Raw genomic sequence first — 18,942 nt, forward strand, 5'->3', positions numbered from 1 at the left:
ATTTATTTTCTAAAAAAAATGCAAGAAACACTTGCATATAAAAAAGATTGACGTACCTTTGTGGAAAATTAGTACAAAAAACATCCGCACGTCTCTGTGTACGTTTCGTTGGATACGAAACTATTCTTCTCAGGAACTTTTTAACAGTTCTAAGTCGGTCTCCCAGAGCTTTAACGGATGTTCGGGCATCATTAAAGCAGTTATTTCAAATCAATTACAAATTTAGTCTCAGGAACGAGTGGAGCATCAGGTCGATGCCCTCAATCTTCTTCATGTCGTTTGATAGGCTATACAAACAAAGGCAACGAAATCTTTGAAAGCAACATACAAAAGAAATTGGTTTATCAAAACTATTTCTCTCGGCTTGTTTGCGTCTTTGAAATCGTTAAAGAAAAATCATGAGTGAAATCACAAGATTAAGATTCGATGAACTTTCCGTGTCGGAAGACATCAAAAATGCAGTAAAGGACATGGGGTTCGAAACTGCTTCACCAATCCAATCAGAAGCAATTCCTTATTTATTAGAAGGTCGTGACGTAATCGGACAAGCACAAACAGGTACAGGTAAGACTGCTGCGTTTGGTATCCCGATGATTGACAAAGTTATCGCTTTCGATAAATACGTACAAGGTTTAGTACTTTGCCCAACACGTGAGTTGGCTGTACAAGTAACTGAAGAAATTAAAAAATTATCAAAATACAAAAAAGGCGTTTGGGTAACTACTGTATTCGGTGGTGATTCAATCGAACGTCAAATCAAGTCTTTAAAAGCAGGTGCAAACATTGTTGTTGGTACGCCAGGACGTGTTATCGATTTAATCGAAAGACGTGCGTTGAAACTTGAAAATGTTAAAATGGCTGTTCTTGACGAAGCAGATGAAATGCTAGACATGGGCTTCCGTGAAGATATCGAAAGTATCTTACAAGAAACTAACGAAGACCGTCAAACTGTTTTCTTCTCTGCAACGATGTCTAAGCCTATTATGGCATTGACTTCTCGCTACCAGAACAATCCTAAATTAGTGAAAGTAGTGAAAAACGAAATTACTAATGCTAATATCGAACAATTGTACTTCGATGTTAAAGGAAAAGCGAAATTAGAAGTAATGACTCGTTTAATGGATTTACACGCTGTGAAATTAGCTTTAGTATTCTGTAATCAGAAGAAAAAAGTGGACGAAGTAGTGGAAGAATTAGTATTACGTGGTTATGCAGCTGAAGGTCTTCATGGAGATTTACGCCAAGCACAACGTACAAATGTAATGGCTAAATTCCGTTCAGGCGTAGTAACTATACTAGTAGCTACAGACGTTGCTGCACGTGGTATTGATGTAAGTGATGTGGATGCTGTATTCAACTATGATATTCCATTAGATGAAGAATATTATGTACACCGTATCGGTAGAACTGGACGTGCTGGTAAATCTGGTAAAGCATTTACTTTAGTAGTAGGTTCTGAACGCAACCGTTTACGTGACATTATGAATTACACTAAAGTTAAAATTGACAAAGGCGTTATTCCATCGTTCTCTGATGTAGTAGGTGTGAAAAAAGGAATGTTCATTGAACGTCTTCAAAATACTATCCAAGCTGGTGATTTAGAATTGTTCGGTGATGTATATGCTTCATTAGAGCATTCAGGATTTACTGCTGAGCAAATTATTGCTGCTTTAGTAAAAATGAATATGGGTGTTGCTAAAAATGAATTCGCTGATGAAAACTTAGACGGAGAAGCTGACCGCAACGCACGTAGAAATGATCGTGGTACAGAACGTTTCGGAAGTAGAGATGCTGGTCGTGGTGGAAATCGTGAATCAGGAAATCGTTTCGGAAGCAGAGATGGTGGAAGTAATAGCCGTTTTGACCGTGGTAATTCACGTGATGACCGTCCTTCTGGTGGTCGGTCAAATGACCGTCAGCCTCGTTCTTTTGAAGACCGTGGTCCTCGTACAGACAAAGCTGGTAAACCATACCGTCAGGATGCCAACATGGTAAGAATGTTCGTAAACATCGGTTTTGACGAAAAAATCTCTCCTGCTAATATCGTTGGTGCTTTCGCTGGAGAATCTGGAATTCCGGGAAATACTTTAGGTCAAATCAATATTTTTGATAAATATTCATTTGTTGATGTTCCAAAAGAATATGCAACTACTGTTTTGAACCGTATGGAAGGTGCTTCTATTAAGGGTAAAAGAGTAAATGTTGAGATTGCTAAACCAAGCAATTAATCTTAGCAAATATATAAGCATAAAAGCCACTGTGAAATTCACAGTGGCTTTTATGCTTTTGAGCCATCACTGATTAATATTTTCAATTTAAGTATGCAATTCCCAACTGGTCCAGTTCACAAAGATTTTGTGCCTGTGTTGCGTTATGCAGAAGTATTGCTTAACCTTGCTGAAGCAAAAGCTAGATTAGCTGGTGCAAGTGTTGACGCTTCGGCATTAGCTTTATTGAATGCTGTTAGAGGTCGTTCAACTACTGCTTATACTGCTGCTGACTTTGCTAATAGCACAGCACTAGTTAATGCAATTTTAACAGAAAGAAGAATTGAATTCTTAGGTGAAGGTTTCCGTTCTATTGATTTGCAACGTAATAATTTACCACTTCCTGCTAAAGCTAATATCGCAGCAATCCCAACACTTCAGCTGCTTATATTTGGCAAATTCCACAAACAGAAATAAATGTTAACAAGGATTGTGTTCAAAATCCAAATTAATAATACTTACTTAATGAAAAAGGTCAGCTGAATTTTGTCAGCTGACCTTTTTTGTTTTGGAGCCTATTTAATTTCAAAAAAAACTATTTATTCGCTAATTCTAATTTGGCAAAAAAGTCTTCAAACATTAAGTAAGTATCTAAATGATTGTAAACCCTAATGTTTCTGCCTTTATGATTATACTCGTAAGCTCCTTGCTTATTGATTTTTGGAGCTAATTTAATAACATAATTACTGGATGATGGGTCAGCTTCAAAGGATGATTGAAGAGCTGTTAATAATACCAAAGGACTATCACCCAATACATAAGCTTCGCCAATATTATAATATGGTTGGATTCTCTTCATCAAATTCTCTAAAATTGTAGTCAAATAATTTCCGACTTTTCCTTTTGACTTCACTTTGGTCAGCAACTGATTATATGAAACTAGACATTGACGATAAGCATTTCTTGGTACTTGCCAGATGGGAATATTGGATTTATTGAAAACAACTACTGCTGCCGAAATATCAATTTTAAGATTGTATTCAGGAGAAGAGTAATTGGGAGGAGGTAATGCTAAATCGTTATATTCTGGTCCACCAATCCAAACTAACGTTAATTTGTTCGCAATTTGTGGGTTCGTTAAAACTGCCGAAGCTATTTCGGTTAAACCTGCTCCACAAAGTACATACAAAGGCAATTTAGTATCAGTCCGTAAAGCTTCTTGAATAATAAAATTCACTGCTTCATCTTTTACAGGCGTACTATCATTCAGCATAGCAGAATTTGAACCTGCAAAAACAGGAATATTGTTTTTAACAGCCATTACTTCTAATAATTCTTTTGCTTTATTTGCCGCATTGTCTGCTTGTGTTTTAGAAGGATCGAAGCCATCTCCCACACTTAAATGCGAGCCAATAATTCCTCTTATTTCTACAGAAGGAGAAAGTAAAAGATGTGCAAGCTGAAAGAGTCCGTCAGGGTCACCACTGAAATCATTATCGACAATCACACGCATTCGGGGAATTACTGCATTGTTATTATGTTGTGCGAATAGCAAAGCGGGTTCTATTAACAGAAGTATTAATAGTAAAAGATTGTGTTTTTTAAGCATTGTTTTTCATGGTTTAACAGAATTTATGGAAAATCAAATTTACATTGCTTTTCCAACTAAATTAAATCCATGAAAAGGTTTTCTTTTTTATATCTACTGTCAGTTATCAACGTTAAGATTTAAAATCATCTGACAGGATTATATTTCATTCCCTACTAATACCTCATCTAGTGTTCAAATACCTTTACAGAACAGATTAAACAACTTTATTAAAATTACTCGCCAAGTAACTTCAAAATATCCGACAAAATTTTAGGGTCGCTTGGGCGTTTGGCATCGCTATCAACGATGTTTCCTTTTTTGTCCATCAGCATATATCTTGGAATTGACTCCAGCTTAAAGAATTTAGCTGCACCAGATTCCCAACCACCCTTTGAATAAACATTTTTCTGGTTTTCTATTTGTAAATCTTTCATTCCTTTTCGCCAATTCTCCTCCACTTCATCAATAGAAATGTATAAAAACACTACTTCCTTTCTTTGTTTCTCGCTTAATTTTTCTTGTAAAAGCTTAGAAAATGGAAACTCTTTTCGACAAGGTCCACACCAAGAAGCCCAAAAATCAAGATAAATAACTTTGCCTTTCAGGCTTGCTAAAGATAATTCTTTACCATCTGGAGTAATCGCTTTAAACCATTTCCCTTCTTCTTCTTTCGCTTTAATGGCTTCATCGTTTTTACTCATTATCTCGCCACATTTTGCTTTAACCAAATTGGTATATGCTTCTGAATTGGGCGTGGCACTTAAAGCTGAAAAAGTATTTCTTACCACAGAAGGCAAACAAAACTGACACTGAGTATCCAATAAATAAGCCAAATAATATTGATACGGTTTGGTTGGCAAATGCTCTCTGGCAAAAAGATGTTTATCTTCCATTGCCTTATTGACATCCGCATATTTTACAAATCCATGTGCTTTTGAGTTGAAATAAGTAATGTAATGAATCAGAAAATTGCGGTAAGATAAAGAAAGTAAAGCCGATTCATCCTGAATCTTTTTTTCGTCTAAAGTCTCTAAAACAGAATTTGGTAACGATATTACTTGTGTTTGGGCTTGATTAGCGTTTCCTCTGATAATCGGATACGCTAAAATGTATGACCAGTAATTCCAACGGATTTGATTTTCGATGTACTTCTTGAATACTTCCGAAAACTTACTTTGCTCAGGATAATTTTTGTAAAAGTCAGATTGCACCTTTTTTGCTTCAAATAAATCCATTTCCAGTACATCAATTGACATGCTATTTACTTTTTTCAGCATCAACGAAGTCGTAAAATCTGACTTGAATTGCTGATAAAATTTTATGAGAAAATCGTTTTCTAAAGCATTATTACCATTTACTTTCAGGCTATTACTAAAATCTTTTCCATCAATTTCTAAAGTAATTTGATTTCCCTTTTCTACAAAAAGTAAAACGCTTTGCTCCTTCAATTTAAGCTCAACGATAGCTTGATTTGGAATATTGAGTTTAAATTTAAATTGATTGTCAGAATTGATAACCAGTTTTTGAATTGATGGATTTACTCCTAGTAACAAAGGGTCATACATCAAAGCAAGTGTATCACCTTTTGAAAGATTTTCTACTTTGCCAGAAATACTTACTTCTTGAGCAAAAGTGAAAGTGTATGATAAAATAAGAAGTACTGAAAAGATTTTTTTCATAGGATTACTTCACGTGTTTTGCCAAATATTTTCTGATAGCATTTGTCCAAATCTGATACCCCTTTTCATTTAAATGTAGCTTATCCGCAACAAAAATATCTTGCATTAATTTTCCATCGGGTAAATAAAAATGCTTTTGAACATCAATGAAATGAAGTTTCTTAGCAGATTTACAATAGTTCTCAATTAGTTGATTCGTCTTTCTTTGCTGCTCAACTATGTTTTGTCTAGCAATACTTGGTCGAATAGCAATATAAGCAACCGTTGCTTTGGGTATTTGTTTTTTTACTTTCTCGACAAATATTTTGAAGTCTTCCAATACAGTTTCTGGACTCTTTCCAGAAGCTAAATCATTATCGCCTTCATAGACTAATATATATTTTGGTTGATATTTCGAAACAATTCTTTCGAAATACTCATTCGCATCGCTCATCGAAGAGCCACCAAAACCACGATTGATAACGGAATATCCTGCTAAATCTTCTTTATAAGTAGTCCACAATCGGAATGAAGAGCTTCCAACCAATAAAATTTGTTTTGGTGCTGGCATCGAAAGTGAATCGCTTTTTTCAAAAGCTTTGATTTCATTTTCAAAGTGATTTTGACCAGAACAAAACTGATTAGCAAAAAGAACTATTAGAAAAAGTAAATTTTTCATAGAAGATTTTTATTTTTTTACCATTGAATACCTGCAAGTCCATTACTTGCTAAATATTCATTAGCTTTTGAAAAATGATGATTTCCAAACCAACCTCCAGCATTTGCCGCCATTGGCGAAGGATGTTTAGACTTCAAAACTAAGTGTTTTGAGGCATTAATTACCGCTCCTTTGTCCTGAGCATACTTTCCCCAAAGCATAAAAACTACTCCTTCTTTCTCTTCCGAAATACATTTAATTACAGCATCGGTAAAGGTTTCCCAACCTTTTTTCTGATGTGAACCCGCCTCAGAAGCCCTAACTGTTAAAGTAGCATTTAATAATAATACGCCTTGGTTTGCCCAGCGTTCCAAATTGCCAGATTTTGGAATCGGAATTCCTAAATCATCTTTAATTTCTTTAAAAATATTGATTAACGAAGGTGGTGCAGAAATTCCATCGTTTACAGAAAAGGAAAGTCCCATCGCTTGTCCTGCTCCATGATAAGGATCTTGCCCCAGAATTACCACTTTCGTTTCGTTAAAAGGGCATTTATCGAAAGCATTAAAAATTAGTTTTCCGGGTGGATATACCGTTCCAGCAGTATATTCGTTTTTAACAAAGTCAACTAAGGTTTTAAAATAAGGTTTTTCAAATTCAGGACTCAATCTTTCTCTCCAAGAATCTTCAATTTTTACGTTCATTCTTCAATGGGTTTTAATAAATTTATCAATTACGTTGATTTTTCAGACAATGTAATGTAATTTTCGCTAAAATATATTGTAAAAAACTAATTAAAAAAATGGTCTCAGCTATCACAAATGGTGTAAAGGTAAGCGTTTTGACCCACTTTCAACCTGAATATTCTAATCCATTTCAAGGAAATTTTGTTTTTTCATATCATATCAAAATTCATAATGGAAGCGATTATACGGTGAAACTCTTGCGTCGTCATTGGTATATCCATGATGCTAATGGTTTAGTGCGTGAAGTAGAAGGCGAAGGTGTGGTTGGGCAGCAGCCAACTTTAGAACCCGGACAAACTTATGAATATACTAGCGGTTGTAATTTGAATACTTCGCTCGGTAAAATGGCGGGTACTTATCAGATGGAACGTATTTTTGATGGTAAGTTTTTCAATGTTGTTATTCCAGATTTTACGATGGTTGCTCCTTTTAGGATGAATTAAATGAATATTTAGAAGTTTGATTTACATCAAAAAATATAATACTATGTTTCCAAAGACCTTACTTTTCTTGTCTTGATACAAGAAAAGTAACAAAAGAAAATCAAGAAATTCCGAAACTCGCTTCGCTCAAACAGCGGAATTTCGAAAAATTGCTTACGCACAAGGAATATTTAGTTCAATATTCCTTATTGGTTTCTCTTCCTTTGTTATTGTTGCTCATTCACAAAATAAAAATCACATTTTGATTAAAAGATATTTTCAATATTTACTTGCTTCCAAGAACGAACACGCTATTCATTCGCCTTTTGTTTTTCAACTTTATACCAAAATAATTCTTGCAAAAAGCTTTCAGTCACCACATTTCAAGAACATTGAAGCTTTGCGAAAAAGACTGAAGAAAAATGATAAAGTAATAGAAATTACAGATTTCGGAGCAGGTTCAAAGATTCATTCATCCAATTCAAGGCAAATCAAACAAATTGCTAAAAGTGCCGAAAAACCTTCTAAATTTGGCAAATTACTTTTCAGACTTATTCAACATTTTGAACCCAAAGTAATTTTTGATTTGGGCACTTCTTTAGGAATTACAACTTTGTACGAAGCGAAGGCTTTGCAAAATGCCAAAGTCATTACTTTTGAAGGTTGCCCGACAACAGCAAAAATTGCTCAAGAAAATTTTGACGAGTTGTCTGCCAATAATATTGAAATTGTTGTAGGAAATTTAGATGAAACGTTGGCGACACAAATTGCTAAAGCAGAAACAATTGATTTTGCTTTTTTTGATGCCAATCATCGCTACGAGCCTACAGTGAAGTATTTTGAAATGTGTTTAGCAAAAGCCAACGAATCATCTTTATTTATTTTTGACGATATTCATTGGTCAGAAGAAATGCAAGAAGCATGGCAATATATTAAATCGCATCCAAGCGTGATGATTACAATAGATTTATTCTTTATTGGCTTAGTTTTTTTCAGAAAAAATCAACCTAAACAACATTTTATCTTGAGATTTTAATCAAAATCATCGAAAGAAAAAAGGCTAAGAATTTTAAATTTCTTAGCCTTTTTTCATGCAATTTATTTTACAATTACTCCATTTGCTACAAAACCTAAAGCTTTTTCTGGCTTTTTGATTTTAGCAATTTCATCTTTACTCTTGCCTGCATCTTCTGCATAATGTTTTAAATCTGCTACTGATGTGGTTTTTACTTTCGCCGTTCCGTCGATAACTACCGTTTTACCTGCGATGTCTTTTGGCACAAAAAAACCATAGTCTTTGAAAGTAACACGCATGGTTTGTCCGTCGTCTAATTTTACTTTCATCCAACAACCTTTTACTTGGCAAACAGATTCTACAACGCCCGAAACTTTAGCCGTGATTTCTTCTTTTCCATCTGCTTTTTTCAATAATTCTGTAGTAGGAATTGCTCCTTCTTCGGTAATTTCTTGTCCAAATTTGCTTTGTGCATTGATTGAAAATGCAGCAAACATTAATGAAAATACAAGTATTAACTTTTTCATGTTTTCTATTTATTTAATGAATTGTACAAATTTATTAAATTTCAATTACTTAACTTTAAATCCTTGACGGTAAGTTAAAAATAAACCTTCGGAATGTTCAAACGAGTGATTATTCAAATCGAAATAAGGTTCAAACCTAAAAGTAAGCCATAAATTATCAATCAGTTTCCAGTCTTTCATAAATCTGAAAAACAATAGTTTACGTTCTTTTTCTAATTGATTCGGATTTCGGTAAACCCTTCCAATTGATTGGTACAAATCTCCACCCGCTTCGGCAAAAAAGCCGCTCGACTGCCAATAACTCAGCATCAAATTTATCACTTTCGTTTCAGCCAATAAATTCAAATAAATTCCTGACCCTTCTGAGAAGTATGGATTATAACCCGAATTTTGGCGATAACCTAACCAATAATTCTGGGTTTTGAAACGTTGAAAAAAGCCTTCAGTTTTCAATTCAGCTTCTACTCCAAGAGCCACATTGGTATAAGTAACTACTTGATTAGTATCTTTTGAACTCGTTATTTGTCCGCCATGATGCTGTAAAGTCAACTGAACGGGCAATGAAAGCCTAAAGTTTTTATGTTGAATCAAACGCTTATTCCAAGAAAATCCTGCAAAGATTTTTTCTTGAAAATCAGAACCTTTATAAATCATTTGTTGCCAGTCTATCCAGCTATCAAAAAACGTTTTTGAAGTCCGTTTTGTATATTGAATACCAAATTCTTGGCGGTTCAAGATTACTCTTTCAAAATTTAACATTGGTTCAACCAAATGGTGATTCAGTTGTCCATCTAAATTTCCAAATAAAAACTGCGAAGAATCTTTTTGAACTTTGATGGTAAAAATTGGTTTTACACTCGTGAACTTATCATTTCCGAAATCTTTCCAAGCATAAATCCCTGCTTCAATACTTACATTGGGTGCTGGCTGATAAATAAATTTTGGAGAAAATTGATTCCCAAAAAGCGTAAATCCATCAGCAATTTTCCCGAAGTATTCATTGTTCTTCAGAAAACTAAAGCTATTGAATTGAAAATAAAGCTGTTGATTTTTGGTGGAATCAATGTGCTGGAAAGTTTCCAGATGAGTATTGTTTAACTGAGCAAAGCAATACTGAGCTGTAAACAAAAAGAGGGCAAGTAATATTTGAAAAAATCGTCTGAACATTTGTGAGCAAAGTACTTTAAATTGCTGAAAATTTGGTAATTTCACCATTAAAAATTTTGAATTCGGGTATTGAGTTCTACTAATCAATGACAGAAAAAAATAGTCTTTGATTCCCTATTGCTAATTGTTTTTCAACAAAATTTCAATAACTCAGCTTGATTCCCCGAATTAAAACCAAAATTTAACCTAAAAATCCAACATGGCAAAACAACAAGCGGAGGCAACAAATCCTGTCAACGAAAAATTAAAAGCATTACAAACAACACTCGAAAAATTAGACAAAGCATACGGAAAAGGTACAGTAATGCGTTTGTCGGATACTAAAGTACTTGACGTTCCCGTGATTTCGACAGGATCATTAGGGCTAGACTTAGCACTTGGTGTTGGTGGTGTACCCCGTGGAAGAGTCATCGAAATCTACGGCCCAGAATCTTCTGGTAAAACTACTTTAACGATGCACTGCATCGCCGAAGCACAAAAAGCAGGTGGTTTAGCTGCTTTTATTGATGCGGAACATGCTTTTGATAAAGGTTATGCTGAAAAATTAGGCATTGATACGGCGAATTTATTGATTTCACAACCTGATAGTGGTGAACAAGCTTTGGAAATTGCTGAACAATTAATTTCATCAGGTGCGATTGATATTTGTGTGATTGACTCTGTGGCTGCACTTGTTCCAAAAGCTGAACTAGAAGGCGACATGGGCGATTCTAAAATGGGTCTGCAAGCTCGTTTAATGTCACAAGCACTTCGTAAATTAACTGGGGTTATTAACAGAACTGGCTGTTGCTGTATTTTTATCAACCAATTGCGTGATAAAATCGGCGTAATGTTTGGTAGCCCAGAAACAACTACAGGTGGTAACGCTTTGAAATTCTATGCTTCTGTTCGTTTGGATATTCGTAGAATTGGTCAAATCAAAGACGGTGACAACGTAATCGGTAACCGTACTCGTGTAAAAGTTGTTAAAAACAAAGTTGCTCCTCCGTTCAAAGTAGTTGAATTCGACATCATGTATGGCGAAGGAATTTCTAAAGCTGGTGAAGTACTTGATTTAGCGGTTGACATGGAAGTGGTGAAAAAATCAGGTTCATGGTTTAGCTATGGCACAAACCGTTTAGGACAAGGTCGTGACGGCGTGAAAGAAATGCTAAAAGATAATCCAGATTTATTGGAAGAACTTGAAAACAAAATCAAGGAAAAAATCAAAGGCGACGAAAAAGCATTACTCGATACCCAAGAACCTAATATCGCTGATGATGGCGAATTAGAATAAATTTCATTTTTCAGCTAAAACAATCATTGTTTTGCATTAAAAAGGAGAAAATCAGCTGATTTTCTCCTTTTTTTTATTACTTTCATTAGAAATTCTAAATCGCACTTCATTATTTAACACTAACCATTAGAATGTCTGAACACAAAAAACGTAGAAAAGTAGAAATTTGCCATAACTGCCATACAATTTTAAAACCTGAAGACAATTTTTGTCCCAATTGTGGGCAAGAAAATCATGATTTGAAAGTACCAGTTGGTCATTTAATTTTTGAAGTAGTTGAAGGCTTCACTCATCTTGATACAAAACTATTTAATACCTTACATGCTATCTTTCTTCATCCGGGAAAAATTACAAAAGATTTTCTTGAAGGAAGAAGAGGAAGATACATTCCTCCTATCCGCCTTTACTTTTTGGCTTCATTTCTTTTTTTCTTACTCTTAGGTTTTATGATTGATACTGCTATTGAAAAAGGGCAAAATGGCTTTTTTGATGGTGTAATTGATGGCGTTTCTGAATCAAAAAGTAAGGGTGAAAAAGAAAGTCAAAAAAGATTGAAGAAAGCTAAAAAAGCCTTAAAAGATATAAAATCATCAGCCGATACCAATGGTTTATATAATGCTGAACAAGAATTAAAAGATGTAAGAAGTGATATAAAAGATTTGGAGGATCTGGATGAACAAACTAAAGATATACAAAAGAAAACAAATGGTTGGATAGACTTTGTGGATATTGATGCTGATGAAATTTTGGATGAAATGAACATTCAAAATGACGATACTTTAAGAAAGTTAATAGAAAAGTTACCAGAAAATAAACAACGCCAAAGATTGATTGCCATTCAAAAGCAAATTGTTCTGGATACTGTAAATACAGTAGAATTGAGTGATGTTACTAACGAAATGAGTCAATATTTCACAGAAACGATTGGTACTAAAAGTCAATTAAAGTACGTATTGAGGCTTCATTCTTTGAAAAATAATGCTTTGCTGAAAGTCCAATATTTTCAGGATACTATTATTACCATAAAAGGAAGTGATGGTGGCGTGGAAAATAAAGCGTATAAACAAAGAATCTTAAAAATGTCAGACACTGAATTAGATAGTCTGATTACTCATAGAAAAAAAGCAGGAAGAGAAAACAACAACTTTTTTGGTTTGATTGCACTAGAAAGAGGTTTTTTGAGAAATGTAACACATTATGAATTAGCTTTTGAAGAAGATGCTGAAGCAGCAATTCAAGAGATTACTCATTTTGGGATTGGAGTATTCTCATTAATGATGTTTATTTTAATGCCAATTGTAGCAATTCTATTAAAGTTTCTTTACAGCAAACGTTCGCATAGTTTTTTCACTTATCCATTTAGACTTTTGCGTTACTTATTGGATTTTGTACTGTATTTAATTAGTTTCAGAAAAATAAGAAGGTATCAAAAGATTCCCAATATTTTAGAAGGACACACTCGCTATTATTATGAACATCTCATTTTTTCGATTCACATTCACAGCGTGCTATTTTTAATGATTGTTATTTTTGTAGGTGGGGGCGTATTTTTCGGATATTGGAAAGAAGCTTTATCAGCCACAATGCTCGGCTTCTTTATTTACTTTATTGTAGCACTGAAAGTGGTTTATCGACAAAGAATCATCAAAACAATTTTTAAATCTTTCATTTTATTCGTTCTTTATATCATTTCATTCTTTACAATTCTGAGTATTACTGGAGCAATTAAATTTGCCTTATCATAAAAACTAAAAGGGTTGAGATTTTGAATCTCAACCCTTTTAGTTTTTCTTCTCTCGAACCACTTGTAATTTAAACGGTGGATTATCAGAAGCATCTAGCAAAGAATTTACAACATTCTTAATTTTTGCAAAAAGACTTTTGGGTTTAGTAGTATCGCCAGAAGATTTGAAATCATTCATCACAAATTTGATTTTCAGTTTTCCTTTTGGATTATCTAACATCAAATTTTTTTGTTTCAGAGGCATCAGTTCAATAGGATTAATATCATCTGCCAAAGTACTTGTACAAAACGAAATTATAAACAATAAAGCCAAGAGTATATTTCTTTTCATAAAACTGAAGTTGAAGAGCTGAATAGTAAAACAAAAATACGATTTGAAGACTATTTTACAAGGTAATCCAACAAAAAAGCCCGAAGAAATTGAAAAAATCTTCGGGCTTTTTTGTTATATTTTTAGTTTTTAACTCTCACTCTGTTAAAATATTTATATAACTTCTGCATCGTTTTCTCTACTTCTTTGTCAGTCTCAAGCATGATACTGATTGTTTGTACCGCATGAATTACCGTACTGTGGTCTCTCCCACCGAAATGATAACCAATTGATTTTAAAGGCAAATTGGTAAATTCTTTCATTAAGTACATCGCAATTTGACGTGGGAAAACCGTTTCTTTTTTACGACTTTTACTTTTCAAATCCGACATATTTACGTCAAAATGGCTTGTTACTGCATCTAAAATAGAATCAACCGTTACTTCTTTTTCATTATCGACAACGATATTTTTCAAAGTAGTTCTAGCCAAATCCATATCAATTTCCTTTCGGTTCAGCGAAGCGTGTGCCATTAATGAAACAATAACACCTTCCATTTCACGCACGTTGGTATCAATACTGTGGGCTAAATATTCAATTACTTTATCTTCAATATAAATACCATCAGCTTGAAGTTTCTTCTGTAAGATAGCAATTCTTGTTTCAAAATCTGGTTGCTGAACGTCAGCAGTTAATCCCCATTTAAAACGTGAAAGTAAACGATCTTGCATACCTGCCAATTCTCTTGGTGCTCTATCAGACGACATAATAATTTGCTTACCCGACTGATGTAAATGGTTAAAAATATGGAAGAATGATTCTTGCGTTTTTTCTTTTCCTGCTAAAAACTGTACATCATCAATAATTAAACAATCTACTTGCATATAAAAATTGGTAAATGCCTGTAGCGTATTATTTTTGATAGCGTTGATAAATTGATTACAGAATTTTTCAGAAGTAACGTATAAAACAAACTTATTGGCTTGCGTATTTTTGATATAGTTTCCAATAGCTTGAATCAAGTGCGTTTTACCCAAACCTACACTTCCGTAAATCATCAAAGGGTTGAATGAAGTAACACCTGGTCTTTGTGCTACCGCTAAACCCGCTGAACGTCCTAAACGATTACAATCTCCTTCTACAAAATTATCGAAGGTATAATGTGCGTTTAAATAAGAATCCAAATCCAAAGAATCCAAATCTTTTAATTGAAATGGACTTTCGTATAAAGTTGGTTCTGGTTTGCGTTGTTGAGCTGCTACTGGAACGGATGATTTTTGATTTGGAATATTATAAGTTATCGGTGGGTTTTTCTTGTCTCCTTTATCAACTATAATTGAGTACTCTAGCATTCCATTTTTTCCTAAAGTAAAATCAATTGCTTTACGAAGCACATGGATATAGTTTTCCTCAAGCCATTCATAAAAGAATTGGCTTGGCACCTGTATAGAAAGAGTTTGATTACTTACATTCAGGGGTATGATAGGTTCAAACCAAGTTTTAAAACTTTGTTCGTTGATATCGTTATGTATAATCTCAAGGCACTTTGACCAAACTTGCCTTGCTTGAAGTTGAGATGTTGAATGCATGTTATAATCTATATTGGCGGCTCAAGAAAAGCACTTTTACTAAATATTTGATTTTCAAACGATTAGCTATTTAGCTGAAAATCTATATTTCATTTCCCCAAAAGGATGGCAAAAATAGTGAATTTTATTGGAGAGAAAAACCAATTTCGTTTCATTCTCAATTAAAATAATTTAAAAAATAATATATCAGCTTTTTTCTTGGGATAATCCAACAAGATAAGCCTATTTGGTAACTTTCCTTGTTTTTTTGTTTTGAAAAATCTAAATTCATAAATTTGACTAACTTTGAAAAGTTAAATATTTCAGAAAATACTATTATGGCGAATCAACTTTTTAATGAATTTCATGCTCATACAAAAGAGCAATGGAAACAACAGGCCGTCAAAGAATTAAAAGGTAAAAACTTTGACGAAATGATGGTCTGGAATATTGACAAGAATATCCAGATTGAACCATACTATGCTTCTGAAGAGATTGATTTACAATCTACGAAAAACATACAACAAGCTCAAAACCAAAGAGTTAACTCTAATTGGAACTATCGAGAAATTGTTAGATATTCATCAGAAAAAGAGACTAATTCATTGATTTACAAACTATTAAGACAGGGTGTTGATTCTTTTCTGATTGACTTAAGCGACGTGTTATTTTATAATGTTGAAATTAAGAAATTGTTGCACAATTTCAAACTATCTGATACACCCTTTTTTTTTAAAGTAGAAAATCAAGCTTTAGATTTAGTAAATGAGTTACAAAATTTTGCACCTTATCAATGGAAAGGAGGAATCATTAACGATGCTTTTGGAAGATGGATGAACACTGGAAATTGGGACGAAAACCATTGGCAAGACAGTGCCGAACTTATTAGAAAAGTACAAAATTCACCTCAATTCAAAGTACTCCATTTTTCTAGCCATCACTTCCATAATTCAGGAGCAAATGTGGCTCAAGAATTAGCTTTTGTATTAGCACAAGCCATTGAAACGATTGACAAATTGAGTCAAGAAGGAATAGAAGTAAAAGACATTCTCAAAAATATTGAATTTTCTATTTCGATTGGCACCAATTATTTTGTTGAAATCGCAAAGTTAAGAGCCTTAAAATTTCTCTGGGAAAAAATACTTTTAGAGGCTTATGGTTTTGATATTTCTTTGACAAATACTACTTCATTTCATTGTCAAACATCCTCATATTATCATTCAGAGATTACACCACATTGCAATTTACTGAGAACAACTACTGAAGCAATGTCTGCCATTATTGGAGGCTGTGATGCTATCAGTATTCTACCTTTCGATAAAAATAATGATGATTTTGGACAGCGAATTGCCCGAAATATTTCTATCATTTTAAAAGAAGAAAGCTATTTCGATAAAGTAACTGATCCATCAGCAGGTAGCTATTTTATAGAAAGTCTGACACTAGAAATTGCGGAAGAAGCTTTAAAAATATTAGAAGAAGTAGAAGCAATTGGAGGAATAATAGAAGCCTTCAAGCAAGGTTTTATTCAAAAAGAAATCCGTGCTGAAAATAGCCAAAAACAGGACGATTTACAGGCAAATAAATACATCATGGTTGGGGTGAATAAATTCAGATTAGATGAAAAACCGTTTCTTAAAACACTTGAAAGTACTCCAATAAAACATTCTGATTTGGAATTATTACCAAACTTACGTTTATCTGAAAGCTTTGAAGTTTAAAAGCCAAAACCATGAGACCAAACATATCCAAGATAAAACTAACTAAAGCAAGTAAAGAAGAGGAAAGTAAAACATCCTCAGCTAAACAAAATTGGCGTTCACCTGAAGGAATTTCTGTTAAATCATACTTTACTTTCGATGATATAAAAGAAGCAGAACATCTTGGTTTTGGAGCTGGCTTGTCTCCTTTTCTCCGAGGGCCTTATGCCACAATGTACACGCAACAACCTTGGACGATTCGCCAGTATGCTGGGTTTTCTACAGCAGAAGAATCAAATGCTTTTTATCAAAAAAATTTAGCTGCTGGACAAAAAGGACTGTCTGTCGCTTTCGATTTGGCAACGCACAGAGGTTATGATTCTGACCATCCAAGAGTAACTGGCGATGTCGGAAAAGCGGGAGTAGCCATTGATTCTGTTGAAGATATGAAAATACTTTTCGACCAGATTCCATTAGATGAAATGTCGGTTTCGATGACGATGAATGGCGCTGTTTTGCCCATTATGGCATTTTATATTGTTGCGGCTGAAGAACAAGGAGTATCGCCTGAAAAACTATCTGGAACAATTCAGAATGATATTTTAAAGGAATTTATGGTTCGGAATACTTATATCTATCCGCCAATTCCTTCGATGCGAATCATTGCTGATATTTTTGCTTACACGGCTAAAAATATGCCTAAATTCAATTCTATTTCCATATCGGGCTACCACATGCAAGAAGCTGGTGCAACCGCAGATTTAGAATTAGCCTACACATTAGCCGACGGATTAGAATATTTAAGAACGGGGATTAAAGCGGGTTTGGATATTGATAATTTTGCTCCAAGATTATCATTTTTCTGGGCAATTGGTATGAATCACTTCATGGAAATTGCTAAAATGCGTGCTGGAAGATTATTATGGGCGAAAATTGTCAAGAAGTTTAACCCTAAAAACGATAAATCTTTGATGCTAAGAACGCATTGTCAAACTTCTGGCTGGTCGCTTACTGAACAAGACCCATTCAATAACGTTACTCGTACTTGTATAGAAGCCATGGCGGCAACTTTAGGGCATACTCAAAGTTTGCATACTAATTCTTTGGATGAAGCCATCGCTTTACCGACAGATTTTTCTGCCAGAATTGCCCGTAATACGCAATTATATATTCAGTATGAAACCAATATCACCAAAGTAATTGACCCTTGGGGTGGTTCATATTATGTTGAATATTTGACCCAAGAATTAGTTAAAAAAGCTTGGAAACTCATTGAAGAAGTAGAAGAATTGGGCGGAATGGCAAAAGCGATTGAAACAGGTTTACCTAAAATGAGAATCGAAGAAGCAGCAGCAAGAAAACAAGCTAGAATCGATTCTGGGAAAGATATTATTGTAGGCGTAAATCGCTTTAAAATTGATACAGAAACAGCTTTAGAAGTACGTGATGTTGATAACCAAGCGGTGAGACTTTCACAAATTGAAAGATTAAATAATATAAAAGCAAGCAGAAATACGATTGCAGTTCAGAATGCTTTAGAAAAATTGACTCAATCAGCTAAAACTGGAGAAGGTAATTTACTTCAATTGGCTGTTGAGGCTGCACGATTAAGAGCTACTTTAGGTGAAATTTCAGATGCCTTGGAAATTGTATTTAGCAGACATAAAGCTATCATCCGCTCCATTTCAGGAGTCTATTCAGCAGAAGTGACAGACGACGAAAATTTCAGAATTGCCCGAGAAATGGCAAATGAATTTGCTAATCTAGAAGGAAGAAGACCTAGAATAATGGTCGCTAAAATGGGACAAGACGGTCATGACCGTGGTGCAAAGGTAATTGCAACGAGTTTTGCCGATTTAGGTTTTGATGTAGATATTACACCACTCTTTCAAACGCCTGAAGAAGTAGCCAAACAAGCCGTTGAAAATGATGTACATGTAGTTGGAGCTTCAAGTTTAGCGGCTGGACATAAAACTTTAATTCCTCAATTGATTGAAGAACTAAAAAAATACGGTCGAGAAGATATTATGGTAATTGCTGGCGGAGTTATTCCTGCACAAGATTATCAATTTTTGTACGATGCAGGTGTTTCAGGTGTTTTTGGTCCAGGAACTGTAATTTCTATCGCTGCTCAGAAAATTTTAAAAGAACTAATTGAGTGATGAATGATGAATGTTGAGTGAGGAGTTTGTTTGAAAAATAGTATTTTAAATTCCAAATTGTTCAGTACTTAACATCTCAAAACTCCTCACTCAATATTGGCTTTCCTTGAAAATTGTTTTTCAATATTCATTCATAATAAAATCCACTCATATTCTGGGTGGATTTTTCATTTTATTTGAGGTGATTTACT

The 18,942-nt window shown here is 34.2% G+C and carries 16 protein-coding genes; 8 read left to right on the top strand and 8 right to left on the bottom strand.

The window, feature by feature from the left end:
* Nucleotides 1-398 precede the first annotated feature (398 nt).
* Together HNP25_RS09040 and HNP25_RS09045 are read left to right on the top strand one after the other, a co-directional pair.
* Nucleotides 399-2,228, top strand: a complete 1,830-nt coding sequence (locus tag HNP25_RS09040; protein ID WP_184133485.1) for a DEAD/DEAH box helicase — start codon at nucleotides 399-401, stop codon at nucleotides 2,226-2,228.
* 93 nt (nucleotides 2,229-2,321) lie between these two features.
* Nucleotides 2,322-2,684, top strand: coding sequence for a RagB/SusD family nutrient uptake outer membrane protein (locus tag HNP25_RS09045; protein WP_229202825.1), 363 nt, complete (start codon nucleotides 2,322-2,324; stop codon nucleotides 2,682-2,684).
* A 118-nt stretch (nucleotides 2,685-2,802) separates the two neighbouring features.
* Here the strand turns inward: HNP25_RS09045 and HNP25_RS09050 are convergent, their stop codons facing one another.
* From HNP25_RS09050 to ung, 4 genes are all read right to left on the bottom strand, one after another.
* The gene (locus HNP25_RS09050; protein WP_184133487.1) at nucleotides 2,803-3,816 is read right to left on the bottom strand and encodes a nucleoside hydrolase; all 1,014 of its coding nucleotides are present in this window, start codon (nucleotides 3,814-3,816) and stop codon (nucleotides 2,803-2,805) included.
* 215 nt (nucleotides 3,817-4,031) lie between these two features.
* The gene (locus HNP25_RS09055) at nucleotides 4,032-5,477 is read right to left on the bottom strand and encodes a TlpA disulfide reductase family protein (RefSeq protein WP_184133489.1); all 1,446 of its coding nucleotides are present in this window, start codon (nucleotides 5,475-5,477) and stop codon (nucleotides 4,032-4,034) included.
* A gap of 4 nt (nucleotides 5,478-5,481) precedes the next feature.
* Entirely contained in the window at nucleotides 5,482-6,135 is a 654-nt protein-coding gene (locus HNP25_RS09060; protein WP_184133491.1) for a GDSL-type esterase/lipase family protein, read from the bottom strand.
* Between the two features lie 17 nt (nucleotides 6,136-6,152).
* On the bottom strand, nucleotides 6,153-6,818 hold the full coding sequence (ung, locus tag HNP25_RS09065; RefSeq protein WP_184133493.1) for a uracil-DNA glycosylase: 666 nt from the start codon (nucleotides 6,816-6,818) through the stop codon (nucleotides 6,153-6,155).
* A gap of 98 nt (nucleotides 6,819-6,916) precedes the next feature.
* Here ung and apaG point away from each other — a divergent pair, with 98 nt between their 5' ends.
* Nucleotides 6,917-7,303 carry a Co2+/Mg2+ efflux protein ApaG gene (apaG, locus tag HNP25_RS09070; RefSeq protein ID WP_184133494.1) on the top strand — a complete coding sequence of 129 codons (387 nt, stop codon included), beginning with the start codon at nucleotides 6,917-6,919 and terminating at the stop codon, nucleotides 7,301-7,303.
* 241 nt (nucleotides 7,304-7,544) lie between these two features.
* A complete protein-coding gene (locus tag HNP25_RS09075; RefSeq protein ID WP_184133495.1) occupies nucleotides 7,545-8,318 on the top strand; it encodes an O-methyltransferase in 774 nt (257 codons plus the stop codon).
* Between the two features lie 62 nt (nucleotides 8,319-8,380).
* Here HNP25_RS09075 and HNP25_RS09080 read toward each other — a convergent pair whose 3' ends face one another.
* Together HNP25_RS09080 and HNP25_RS09085 are read right to left on the bottom strand one after the other, a co-directional pair.
* Nucleotides 8,381-8,824 carry a DUF4920 domain-containing protein gene (locus tag HNP25_RS09080; protein ID WP_184133496.1) on the bottom strand — a complete coding sequence of 148 codons (444 nt, stop codon included), beginning with the start codon at nucleotides 8,822-8,824 and terminating at the stop codon, nucleotides 8,381-8,383.
* A gap of 45 nt (nucleotides 8,825-8,869) precedes the next feature.
* The gene (locus tag HNP25_RS09085; protein WP_184133497.1) at nucleotides 8,870-10,039 is read right to left on the bottom strand and encodes a hypothetical protein; all 1,170 of its coding nucleotides are present in this window, start codon (nucleotides 10,037-10,039) and stop codon (nucleotides 8,870-8,872) included.
* 151 nt (nucleotides 10,040-10,190) lie between these two features.
* Here HNP25_RS09085 and recA point away from each other — a divergent pair, with 151 nt between their 5' ends.
* On the top strand, nucleotides 10,191-11,267 hold the full coding sequence (gene recA, locus HNP25_RS09090; RefSeq protein WP_184133498.1) for a recombinase RecA: 1,077 nt from the start codon (nucleotides 10,191-10,193) through the stop codon (nucleotides 11,265-11,267).
* A 131-nt stretch (nucleotides 11,268-11,398) separates the two neighbouring features.
* The gene (locus tag HNP25_RS09095) at nucleotides 11,399-13,012 is read left to right on the top strand and encodes a DUF3667 domain-containing protein (RefSeq protein WP_184133499.1); all 1,614 of its coding nucleotides are present in this window, start codon (nucleotides 11,399-11,401) and stop codon (nucleotides 13,010-13,012) included.
* 36 nt (nucleotides 13,013-13,048) lie between these two features.
* Here the strand turns inward: HNP25_RS09095 and HNP25_RS09100 are convergent, their stop codons facing one another.
* Both HNP25_RS09100 and dnaA read right to left on the bottom strand, forming a co-directional pair.
* The gene (locus HNP25_RS09100; RefSeq protein ID WP_184133500.1) at nucleotides 13,049-13,342 is read right to left on the bottom strand and encodes a hypothetical protein; all 294 of its coding nucleotides are present in this window, start codon (nucleotides 13,340-13,342) and stop codon (nucleotides 13,049-13,051) included.
* A 122-nt stretch (nucleotides 13,343-13,464) separates the two neighbouring features.
* Nucleotides 13,465-14,910: a chromosomal replication initiator protein DnaA gene (gene dnaA, locus HNP25_RS09105; protein ID WP_184133501.1), complete on the bottom strand. Its 1,446-nt coding sequence runs from the start codon at nucleotides 14,908-14,910 to the stop codon at nucleotides 13,465-13,467.
* Between the two features lie 317 nt (nucleotides 14,911-15,227).
* Here dnaA and HNP25_RS09110 point away from each other — a divergent pair, with 317 nt between their 5' ends.
* The gene (locus tag HNP25_RS09110; protein ID WP_184133503.1) at nucleotides 15,228-16,610 is read left to right on the top strand and encodes a methylmalonyl-CoA mutase family protein; all 1,383 of its coding nucleotides are present in this window, start codon (nucleotides 15,228-15,230) and stop codon (nucleotides 16,608-16,610) included.
* A gap of 11 nt (nucleotides 16,611-16,621) precedes the next feature.
* Complete coding sequence (gene scpA, locus HNP25_RS09115) at nucleotides 16,622-18,751, top strand: methylmalonyl-CoA mutase (protein WP_184133505.1); 2,130 nt, start codon at nucleotides 16,622-16,624, stop codon at nucleotides 18,749-18,751.
* The last annotated feature ends 191 nt before the right edge of the window (nucleotides 18,752-18,942 follow it).

The organism is Arcicella rosea, assembly GCF_014204325.1.
GTDB lineage: Bacteria > Bacteroidota > Bacteroidia > Cytophagales > Spirosomataceae > Arcicella > Arcicella rosea_A.